This window comes from Sphingomonas sp. Leaf339 (assembly GCF_001426195.1).
Classification (GTDB): Bacteria; Pseudomonadota; Alphaproteobacteria; order Sphingomonadales; family Sphingomonadaceae; genus Sphingomonas.
On sequence record NZ_LMRS01000053.1, the window covers coordinates 1 to 320 of the forward strand.

Here is a 320-nt window from a genome sequence, read left to right on the forward strand (position 1 = left end):
CTCGAGGTCGACCGTCGAGCCGTCAAGCAACGTCACCGGATCGGTGAAGTCCTTCATGTCGCCCTTGATCTCGATCCACTGGCCGGGGCCGATGATCGGACCGCCGCCCTCGACGTTGATCTGCGCATGAACGTGCCAACGGCCCGCGCGACGTCCGCGAAGGTTGATGGAGAAGGCGTAGTCGTTGCCAGGAACAAGCGACACCGAACGCGGCGCAAACTGCTCGCCGATGAACTGCGCCGTGCGCACCAGAACCGGACCGGGCTCGCCGGCGTTCAGGAACGACACGCGCGGATTGGCGACCGCTTGCGGCCAGGCCG

The 320-nt window shown here is 66.2% G+C and carries 1 protein-coding gene; it reads right to left on the reverse strand.

Annotation, left to right across the window (positions count from 1 at the left end):
* On the reverse strand, nucleotides 1–320 hold a 320-nt coding region (locus tag ASG67_RS15475; RefSeq protein WP_321163547.1), incomplete at both ends, for a methane monooxygenase/ammonia monooxygenase subunit B.